Origin of the sequence: Elstera litoralis (assembly GCF_000963705.1) — a bacterium.
Classification (GTDB): Bacteria; Pseudomonadota; Alphaproteobacteria; order Elsterales; family Elsteraceae; genus Elstera; species Elstera litoralis.
Genome location: NZ_LAJY01000311.1, coordinates 1 through 9650, shown reverse-complemented (window position 1 = coordinate 9650; position 9650 = coordinate 1). Strand labels below are relative to the sequence as shown.

Here is a 9650-nt window from a genome sequence, read left to right as displayed (position 1 = left end):
CCGCACGGAAGCTTCGAAGGCGATATTTTCTACGAAGGGTCCGCCCAAAAATTCGATGGCATTGCCGATAGCGAAGAGCGCGGCATTATTATCATTCATCAGGAACTGGCCTTGGTGCCGCTCCTGTCGATTGCCGAGAATATCTTTTTAGGCAATGAAACCGGGCGCTGGGGCGTGATCGATTGGACGCTCGCCCATACGCGCACGCAAGAATTGCTGGATACGGTCGGGCTGAAGGAATCGCCCGATACGCTGATTACCCATTTGGGCGTCGGCAAGCAACAGTTGGTGGAAATCGCCAAAGCGCTGTCCAAAAAAAGTGAAGTTGCTGATTCTAGATGAGCCGACCGCGAGCCTCAATGAAAGCGACAGTGAAAACCTGCTGGCACTGCTATTGGAATTCAAGCGCCAGGGCATCGCCTCGATTCTGATCTCCCATAAGCTCAACGAAATCGCCAAGGTCGCCGACCGCATTACCATTCTGCGCGATGGCTATACGGTCGAAACCCTCGATTTCGGCGGCGATCCGGTGAGCGAAGACCGCATCATCAAGGGCATGGTCGGCCGCGAAATGGCCGACCGTTACCCGAAGCGCGAGCCTAAGATCGGCGAGGTGATTTTCGAGCTGCGCGACTGGCGCGCCCATCACCCGATCCATACCGACCGCGAAATGATTAAGGGCGTCAATCTGCACCTGAAGCGCGGTGAAGTGCTGGGGATTGCCGGCCTGATGGGGGCCGGGCGCACGGAGCTGGCCATGAGCCTCTTCGGTCGCGCTTACGGCACCAAAATCAGCGGCGAGGCCAAGCTTTTTGGCAAAAGCATCGACGTTTCGACCATCGAAAAAGCCATCGACCAGGGCATCGCCTATGTGACCGAGGACCGTAAGCACCTCGGCCTAGTGTTGAGCGAGCCAATCACCAAGAATATCACCTTAGCCAACCTGCCCAATGTTTCGACGCGCCTCGTGATCGACGGCGGTCGCGAAGCGGAAGTTTCGGAAGACTATCGCCGCCGCCTGTCGATTCGCTGTTCGGACGTGTTCCAAGAAACCCTGAACCTGTCGGGCGGCAATCAACAGAAGGTCGTGCTGAGCAAATGGCTCTTCGCCGATCCGCACGTGCTGATCTTGGACGAGCCGACGCGCGGGGTGGACGTTGGGGCCAAATATGAGATCTACACAATCATCAACCAATTGGCCGATGAAGGCCGAGGCGTGATCGTGATTTCCTCGGAAATGCCGGAACTCTTGGGCATTTGCGACCGGATTTATGTCATGAATGAGGGGCGGTTCGTCGGAGAATTTCCGGTGGCCGAAGCGACGCAGGAAAAAATCATGCGCGCGATTATGCGGAATGGGGAGGCCTAGACAATGACCATCGCACTCAAAGACACAAGCACGCAGACCTTCTTGAAGCGCAATCTGCGCGACTATGGCCTGCTGCTGTCGCTGGTCATCATTATGGCCTTCTTCCAGTTCACCACGGACGGCACGCTGCTGCGCCCGCTGAACGTGACCAATCTGATTCTTCAGAACAGCTATATCGTGATTATGGCGCTGGGGATGCTGCTGGTCATCGTGGCCGGGCATATTGATCTGTCGGTCGGCTCCATCGTCGGCTTCGTCGGCGCGCTCGCCGCCGTGCTGATGGTGCAGTATGAGATGCATTTTTTGCCTGCGATGCTGATTTGCCTGATCGTCGGCGGCTTGATCGGCGGTCTTCAGGGCTATTGGATCGCCAAACTCAAAATCCCCTCCTTCATCGTCACCTTGGCGGGGATGCTGGTGTTTCGCGGGCTCACCCTCGCGCTGCTGCAAGGCCAGTCCATCGGCCCGTTTCCGGTTGAATTCCAACGCTTAAGCTCGGGCTTTATCCCGGAAATCTTCGAAGGGCCGGGGCTGAAGATCACCTCGCTGCTGATCGGCATCGGCGTTGCCCTGCTCATTCTCTACCGCGACGCCCGCAAGCGCCAAGCCGTCCAGCATCTGTCGTTGGGCCAGGAGCCGACGGCGCTGTTCTGGGGTAAAGCCCTGTTTCTCACAGCGGCGCTTGGCTATTTCAGCTACCTGATGGCCTCCTATAAAGGCCTGCCGAATGTGCTGATCGTCATGTTCGCCCTCATTATGGCCTATGAGTTCGTCACCAGCCGCACGGTGATCGGTCGCCGCATTTACGCGCTGGGCGGCAATGAAAAAGCCGCCAAACTCTCGGGGATCAAGACCGAACGGCTGGTGTTGCTCGCCTTCGTGAATATGGGCGTGCTGGCCGCGCTCGCCGGGCTAATCTTCGCCGCGCGCCTCAACACTGCGACGCCGAAAGCGGGCCTATCGTTCGAACTCGACGTGATCGCCGCCTGCTTCATCGGCGGGGCCTCGGCCTCCGGCGGGGTTGGTAAAGTGATGGGAGCCGTGATTGGCGCCTTCATCATGGGCGTGATGAATAACGGCATGTCCATTCTTGGCATCGGGATCGATTACCAACAGGTGATTAAAGGCCTCGTGCTGATGTTCGCGGTCTATATCGACGTTTACAATAAGAACAAAGCCTAAAGCCCGTCCCCAAAAGCTTCTCCCCGCCTCCGCTGCTGTGCGGGGGAGCGGGTTCGGCTTGCCTGATGATAAGGAAAACTGTCATGTTGCTCTCGCAAATCCTCACCTCCACCGGCGACCGCGCGGTCGCGGCGCGTACCCCCGGCACCGACGCCCGAATCGTGAAAGGCGTTAGTCGGATCTACGATCTCGCCGCGCTCGCCATTGCCGCCGGGCGGTGGGCTCGAAGCGCAAGTGGCCGCGCAAGGCCTGGGCGATACGGTGGATTTGAGCACGGTAACGCTGCTCTCCCCCATCGACCATCGCGACGCTGGGCACCTGCATATCACCGGCACCGGCCTCACCCATCTCGGCTCAGCCTCAGCGCGCGACGCGATGCATAAGAAGCTGGATGCAACGGGCGAAGAGCAGCTTACCGATTCCATGAAGATGTTCCGCATGGGTCTTGAGGGCGGCAAGCCCGCCGCTGGGCAAACCGGCGTGCAACCGGAATGGTTCTATAAGGGCACCGGCGCGGCCCTAATCGCCCCCGGCGCCCCCCTGCCCTCGCCCGACTTTGCCCTCGATGGTGGCGAGGAGCCGGAAATTGCGGGCGTCTATCTGATCGGGGAAGACGGTACACCGTTTCGCCTGGGCTTTGCCTTGGGCAATGAGTTTTCGGACCATGTCACCGAGCGGCAGAATTACCTCTATCTCGCCCATTCGAAACTGCGCCCCGCCGCCATCGGCCCAGAACTGCTGATTGGCGAACTCCCGAAGGATTGCCGCGGCACCTCGCGGATTCTGCGCGACGGCGCGGTGCTGTGGGAGAAGCCGTTCCTGTCGGGCGAGGATAATATGTCCCACACTATCGCCAATCTGGAATATCACCACTTCAAATACGCGCTGTTCCGCCAACCGGGCGACGTGCATGTGCATCTGTTTGGCACGGCTACCCTCTCCGTCGCCGATGGCATCACGACGCAATCAGGCGATGTGTTTGAAATTTCGGTCCCGGATTTCGGCCTGCCGCTGCGCAATCCGCTCAGCATTGTTCCCGCCAATACTCCCGCCGTCAAAGCGCTTTAAGGAATCCCGGATCATGAGCTTCACCAAAGCCCTTTGGCCCCGGTCCTTGCGCAGCCAGGAATGGTTCGGCGGTACCGGCAAAAAACGCGATTATGCACCGCTCCTGGATGAAGAATCAGGGGCTTCCGGCGGATACGTTCGACGGTCGCCCGATCATCGGCATCTGCAATACCTGGTCGGAACTCACCCCCTGCAACGCGCACCTGCGCGATATCGCCGAGCGGGTGAAGCGCGGCGTGTATGAGGCGGGCGGGTTTCCGGTGGAATTCCCGGTCTTCTCCTGCGGCGAAAGCACCCTGCGCCCCACGGCGATGATGTTCCGCAACCTCGCGGCGATGGATGCCGAAGAGGCGATCCGCAATAACCCCATCGACGGCGTCGTGCTGCTGGTCGGCTGCGACAAGACCACGCCGTCGCTGATGATGGGGGCCGCCAGCGTCGATATCCCGACCATCGTCGTTTCCGGCGGGCCGATGCTGAACGGCAAATGGCGCGGTAAAAGCGTCGGCTCCGGCACCGCCATTTGGCAATTCTCCGAAATGGTCAAATCCGGCGAAATGACGCTGGAAGATTTTATGGATGCCGAACAGGGCATGGCCCGGTCGGCGGGCAGTTGCATGACTATGGGCACCGCCTCGACGATGGCGTCGATGGCCGAAGCCTTGGGCATGACCTTGCCCGGCAATGCCGCCATTCCCGCCGTCGATGCCCGCCGTCAGGTGCTGGCGCAGCTTTCGGGCCGCCGCATCGTCGATATGGTGAAAGACGATCTAAAACCGTCCGACATTCTCACGCGGCAAGCTTTCGAGAATGCCATTCGGGTGAATGGCGCGATTGGCGGCTCGACCAATGCGGTGCTGCATCTGCTGGCACTGGCGGGGCGCATCGGCGTGCCGCTCAACCTTGAGGATTGGGACCAGTTCGGGCGCGACGTGCCGACGATCGTCAATCTCCAGCCGTCGGGTGAATTCCTGATGGAGGAATTCTACGATGCGGGTGGCCTGCCTGCTGTGATCCGCGCCGTGGGGGAGATGGGGCTGTTGCACAAGGACGCACTCACCGCCTCCGGCACGGGGATGTGGGAGAACGTCAAGAACGCGCCGAATTATAACCCGGACGTGATTCTGCCGAAGGAAAAGGCCCTAACCGCCTCGGGCGGGATCGCCGTCTTGCGCGGCAACCTCGCCCCTAAAGGCGCGGTGCTGAAGCCCTCCGCCGCCTCGCCGCATCTGCTGACCCATCGCGGTCGTGCCGTGGTGTTCGAAAGCATCGAGGATTATCACGCCCGCGTGAACGATCCCGCGCTCGATATCGATGCCTCCTGCGTGATGGTGCTCAAATATTGCGGGCCGAAGGGCTATCCCGGCATGGCCGAGGTCGGCAATATGGGCCTGCCCGCAAAAGTGCTGAAAACCGGCGTCACCGACATGGTCCGCATTTCCGACGCGCGCATGTCCGGCACCGCCTACGGCACCGTCGTTCTCCATGTCGCGCCGGAAGCGGCGGACGGTGGGCCGCTCGCCCTGGTGCAGAACGGCGACATGATCGAACTCGACGTTCCAGGCCGCCACCTGCATCTCGACGTGAGCGACGCCGAGCTTGCCGCCCGCAAAGCCGCCTGGGTTTCCCCCGTGCCGAAACCCCAGGGCGGTTACGCGCAGCTCTATGTCGAGCACGTAACGCAAGCCGATGAGGGGGTCGATTTCGACTTCCTGCGCGGTTGCCGAGGCTCCGGGATTGGGCGCGATTCGCATTAGGGAAGCGTTGTCAGGGACGCCGTCCCCGACACCCCTGACCAAGGGACTTGTCCCTTGGTAATCCCAATTTTAATGACTCTCTATCCGGCTTCCTAGTTAAGGAAGCCTGGATTCTTAAGGGGCAGCGGCCCCTTAAGCGGGGATGCAGGGGCAGCGCCCCTGCCAACAGAGGATGACACTATGGCCGCCTATCGTTTGGCTCTCATGGGGGTTGGCGTCATCGCCAAGGCGCAGCATTTCCCGGCGATTGCGGCCAATCCGGCGTTCGATCTCGTGGCGCTTGCCAGCCGAGCGCCGGTTTCCTACCAAGGGTTGCCGCAGTTCGGGGATTTGGACGCGCTCTTACGCGACGGGCCGGAGTTCGATGCGCTGGTCCTGTGTACGCCGCCGCAGGGCCGGGCCGATTTGGTGCGGCGGGCGCTTGCTGCCGGAAAACATGTGTTGATGGAAAAGCCGCCGACGCCCTCGGTCAGCGAGGCCCTAACGCTGGCTCCGGCGGCGGAGGCTGCGGGGCGGGTGCTGTTCGCCACCTGGCATTCGCGCTTCAACCGGGGCGTCGCCAAAGCCAAGGAACTGTTGGCGGCGGAAACGCTGGTTCGGCTGACCGTGACCTGGAAGGAAGACGTGAACCGCTGGCATCCCGGCCAGGAATGGGTGTGGCACCCCGGCGGCTTCGGCGTGTTTGATCCGACGATCAACGCTTTCTCCATTCTCACGGAAATCTTCCCGGATCGGCTAACGGTCGCTGCTGCCGATCTCGATTTCCCGGCCAACCGTCATACCCCCATTGCCGCGCGGTTGACGCTCGCCGACGCCCGCTCGCCGAAGGTGGACGCCACGGTCGAAGTCGATTGGATGCAGCGCGGGGAGCAGACGTGGAGCATCGATGTCGTCACCGAAAGCGGCCTTGCCCTCACGCTCACCCACGGCGGCACCAAACTGTGGCTCGGCGGGCAGTTGGTCATTGATGAGAGCGATACCGAGTATCCGGAAATCTACACGCGCTTCAAAACCCTGCTGGATGAAAAACGCTCAGAGGTGGACGGTAGCCCACTGCACTTGGTCGCCGATGCCTTCTTGATCGGCAAGCGCCACGCGGTTGCGCCGTTCGACTGGGACGCCGCTTGAGATTTTGCGGCGGTTTCCGCAAGCTGAGGGCATGACGAAACTCGCCGATCTTAACACCGCCCCCGCTGAGCGTTTCACTGCAACGCTCGGCGGGATTTTCGAACATTCGCCCTGGGTGGCCAGCACCGTCGCCCCGCAGCGCCCCTTCGCCAACCTGGGCGCGCTGCACGCGGCGATGGTCGCGGCAGTCACGGCGGCAGATGAGGGGCAAAAGCTTACCCTGCTGCGCGCTCACCCCGATCTTGCCGGAAAACTGGCGCGCGCGGGGGGGCTGACCGATGCGTCCACCGCCGAACAGGCCAGCGCGGGCCTGGACCAGCTCACGGAAGAAGAGTTTCAGCGCTTCACGGCCTTCAATATCGCCTATACGGAAAAATTCGGCTTCCCCTTCATCATCGCCGTGCGGGAAAACACCAAAGCCAGCATTCTTGCGGCTTTCGGACGCCGGATTACCAATAGCCGGGAAGCGGAATTCACCACCGCGCTTGCCGAAGTCGCCAAAATCGCGCGCCTGCGCCTCACCAACCTTCTGGGGGATTAATGGCCCGGCTCTCCACCCATATTCTCGATACCACCCTCGGTAAACCGGCGGCGGGGGTGCGGATCGAATTGTTCGACGCGAACGGGGCCAAACTGCTCGAAACCGTCACCAATAGCGACGGCCGTACCGACGCGCCCCTGCTGTCGGGCGAAACCATCCCAACGGGCAGTTTCGAGCTGCGCTTTCATATCGGGGACTATTTCGACACCCTCGGCCTTGCGCTGCCGGAGCCGAAATTTCTCGATATCGTGCCGATCCGCTTCGGCATCGCCGAGGCCACGGGGCACTACCATGTGCCGCTGCTGGTCTCGCCGTTCGGGTTCAGCACCTACCGGGGAAGTTGAGCCGTCTAGCGTCTCTCCGCGCCAAGGACTACAGTAGTCACCATTGGTATAGGGGGTAAAAATGCGGCAAATCCAGTTGCGCGACGCCAAGGCCAACCTCTCCGCCGTCGTGGATGATGCCGCACGAGGAGAGCCGTCCGTCATCACCCGGCACGGCAAGCCGGAAGCTGTTATCCTTGGCTTTGACGAATGGCAACGCCTGAGCAATGTCCCCTCTTTCGCGCGTCTGTTGATGAGCGCGCCGCTGGGTCCAGGGGATTTGCCGGAGCGTGACAGCGCACCTTTGCGCGATATTGAGCTTTAATGTTGCCGCAATGCTGTATCTGCTCGATACCAATATCGTCTCCGCCGCCTCCCCAATCCAACCTTCATCCCCCTCGGGCTGTGGCTTGAAGCCACTCAGACCGGTTATTTCTCTCCGCCGTCTCCGTCGCAGAGATTGAAAGTGGCATTGCAAAGTTACGCCGAACTGGCGGTATCCAGCGCGCGGCAGCGCTTGGCGATTGGCTTGAAACGCTTTTGCACTTCTATAGTGGACGGGTTTTGCCCTTCGATATTCCCGTCGCGCGGGTTGCCGGGCTGCTCTCCGATCACGCCCTGTCGCAGGGGCAGGCCCCCGGTTTAGCCGACATTGCCATCGCGGCAACCGCCCAGCATCACCGCTTGACCGTGCTAACCCGCAATCTGCGGCACTTTGAACCGTTGGGCATCGCCGTCGTAGATCCCTTCGTGCGCTTGCCAGACTGAATTGCTATCCGCGCGCGTAATTTACGCAAGTATCCCCCGCAGATAATCCTGAACCGCCCGCGCCGCAAGATCGGCCGAGGCTGGGCCATTGGGGCCGACCCAAATTTTCTCCTCCAGGCTTAAATGCGCGTAGCCGTGGACGATCGACCAGATCGAGGCAATCCGATAGTTAAGTTCGTCCTGGGAAACGGTCGTATCGACCGCGCGAACAGCCTCGACCAGCGTTGAATAGGCCCGCGTTGCTGCCGCCAGAAGCGCTTGGCTATGCTCGCCAACGGTATCGCGGTTAAACATTAAGCGAAACATCGCCCGATTGGCTTCGGCGAAGCGCACATACGCCCGGCCCATCGCCACAAGGGCCTCGGCAGGGGATTGACCGCTTGCGGCAGCGACGGTCAGTGCCTCGGTAAACTCATCGAACCCATCGGCGGCGCAATCGCCCAAAAAATGCTGAAGGCTGGGGAAATGGTGGCGCGGGGCGGCGTGCGACACGCCTGCGCGGCGCGCAGCCTCCCTCAAGCTAAGCGCCGACGGCCCGCCCTCCTCGAGAATCGCGCGCCCAGCGGCAATCAGCGCACCGCGCAAATCGCCGTGGTGGTAGCGCGGGGTTTTCAACGTCATCGCTTTTTTTACCGCACCATCTTGTCGTTGACAAGTTTTGCTCCACCCTCAATCTAGTCATCGACAAGATACCCGACTGGAGACGCTATGATCGCACCGCCCCCTACGACCGCAACCCTTTTCGGCATGGCCAGCGCACTCGCCTTGTTCGGGTGGGGACTCCTGGGAGTAGCGATCCTATTCCGTTGGCACCGTTTGCGCGACTGGGGCGCGGGCCTTGCCATTCCCCTTGCCCTTGCGACGCTCTACACGGCGATCATCGGCATTCACTGGTGGAACGCCGAGGGCGGCTTCAACAGTCTTGCCGACGTGAGCCTACTGTTTCAGTCCGACTGGCTTCTGCTCGCCGGTTGGGTGCATTTCCTAGCCTATGATCTTTTTATTGGCACCTGGATAGCGCGCGATGCCGAAGCCCGCAGCCTACCGCGCTGGTTGCTGATTGCTGTACTACCACTGGCCTTTTTGTTCGGCCCGGCGGGGCTTTTGCTTTGGGTCTTATGCCGAACAGCATTTCAACCCGCTTTTCAGGAGAAAAAATAATGACTCAAGCCCCCCTTTTCATACAAGTGCGCCGCATGATCCAAGTGATAACCGATGTGATCGCAACGGCTTATCGCGGAAACCCTTGGTTGGCGGCTGTCGCAATTTTATCCGCCTTGTGCCTTATTCCAACATATACTGCATACTTACTTGACGATCGTCACATAAACGACATATCCGTTTGGATAAAGCCAATGAAATTTCAGGCATCACTCGCCATACATCTTTTAACGGTTGCCCTTCTATTGGAGTTCTTACAGAAAGAAAAACGCTTTAGCCGTTTAGTTTTCTGGCTCTCCGTAGTACTTATTACCACGAGCTTATTTGAGATGATCTACATCACCTATCAAGCC

The 9650-nt window shown here is 60.4% G+C and carries 13 protein-coding genes; 12 read left to right on the top strand and 1 reads right to left on the bottom strand.

Annotated elements, in window-relative coordinates; translation table 11 throughout:
* The 10 genes from VZ95_RS29770 to VZ95_RS12375 all read left to right on the top strand — a co-directional run.
* The coding region (locus tag VZ95_RS29770) for an ATP-binding cassette domain-containing protein (RefSeq protein ID WP_332308086.1) at window positions 1–342 on the top strand (342 nt) is incomplete at its 5' end.
* Window positions 326–1369 (top strand): sugar ABC transporter ATP-binding protein, encoded by a 1044-nt coding sequence (locus VZ95_RS12415; RefSeq protein ID WP_332308085.1) that lies wholly within the window; start codon window positions 326–328, stop codon window positions 1367–1369. The genes VZ95_RS29770 and VZ95_RS12415, both read left to right, overlap by 17 nt.
* A gap of 3 nt (window positions 1370–1372) precedes the next feature.
* Window positions 1373–2551 (top strand): multiple monosaccharide ABC transporter permease, encoded by a 1179-nt coding sequence (gene mmsB, locus VZ95_RS12410; RefSeq protein WP_045776123.1) that lies wholly within the window; start codon window positions 1373–1375, stop codon window positions 2549–2551.
* A gap of 204 nt (window positions 2552–2755) precedes the next feature.
* Entirely contained in the window at window positions 2756–3619 is an 864-nt protein-coding gene (araD1, locus tag VZ95_RS12405) for an AraD1 family protein (protein WP_269747107.1), read from the top strand.
* 92 nt (window positions 3620–3711) lie between these two features.
* Window positions 3712–5376 (top strand): IlvD/Edd family dehydratase, encoded by a 1665-nt coding sequence (locus VZ95_RS12400; protein ID WP_198148269.1) that lies wholly within the window; start codon window positions 3712–3714, stop codon window positions 5374–5376.
* Between the two features lie 180 nt (window positions 5377–5556).
* Window positions 5557–6504, top strand: a complete 948-nt coding sequence (locus tag VZ95_RS12395) for a Gfo/Idh/MocA family protein (RefSeq protein WP_045776122.1) — start codon at window positions 5557–5559, stop codon at window positions 6502–6504.
* A gap of 31 nt (window positions 6505–6535) precedes the next feature.
* The gene (gene uraD, locus VZ95_RS12390) at window positions 6536–7045 is read left to right on the top strand and encodes a 2-oxo-4-hydroxy-4-carboxy-5-ureidoimidazoline decarboxylase (RefSeq protein WP_045776121.1); all 510 of its coding nucleotides are present in this window, start codon (window positions 6536–6538) and stop codon (window positions 7043–7045) included.
* Complete coding sequence (gene uraH / locus VZ95_RS12385) at window positions 7045–7389, top strand: hydroxyisourate hydrolase (RefSeq protein ID WP_045776120.1); 345 nt, start codon at window positions 7045–7047, stop codon at window positions 7387–7389. Before uraD ends, uraH begins: the two co-directional genes overlap by 1 nt.
* A 61-nt stretch (window positions 7390–7450) precedes the next feature.
* Complete coding sequence (locus VZ95_RS12380) at window positions 7451–7693, top strand: type II toxin-antitoxin system Phd/YefM family antitoxin (RefSeq protein WP_045776119.1); 243 nt, start codon at window positions 7451–7453, stop codon at window positions 7691–7693.
* 134 nt (window positions 7694–7827) lie between these two features.
* Entirely contained in the window at window positions 7828–8136 is a 309-nt protein-coding gene (locus tag VZ95_RS12375) for a PIN domain-containing protein (RefSeq protein WP_332308087.1), read from the top strand.
* Window positions 8137–8157: 21 nt separating this feature from the next.
* Here VZ95_RS12375 and VZ95_RS12370 read toward each other — a convergent pair whose 3' ends face one another.
* Entirely contained in the window at window positions 8158–8757 is a 600-nt protein-coding gene (locus VZ95_RS12370) for a TetR/AcrR family transcriptional regulator (protein WP_045776118.1), read from the bottom strand.
* Between the two features lie 87 nt (window positions 8758–8844).
* On the opposite strand from VZ95_RS12370, the gene VZ95_RS12365 reads away from it, so the two are divergent.
* A complete protein-coding gene (locus VZ95_RS12365; RefSeq protein WP_045776117.1) occupies window positions 8845–9297 on the top strand; it encodes an ABA4-like family protein in 453 nt (150 codons plus the stop codon).
* A partial coding sequence (locus VZ95_RS12360; RefSeq protein WP_045776116.1) for a hypothetical protein occupies window positions 9297–9650 on the top strand: 354 nt, incomplete at its 3' end. The genes VZ95_RS12365 and VZ95_RS12360, both read left to right, overlap by 1 nt.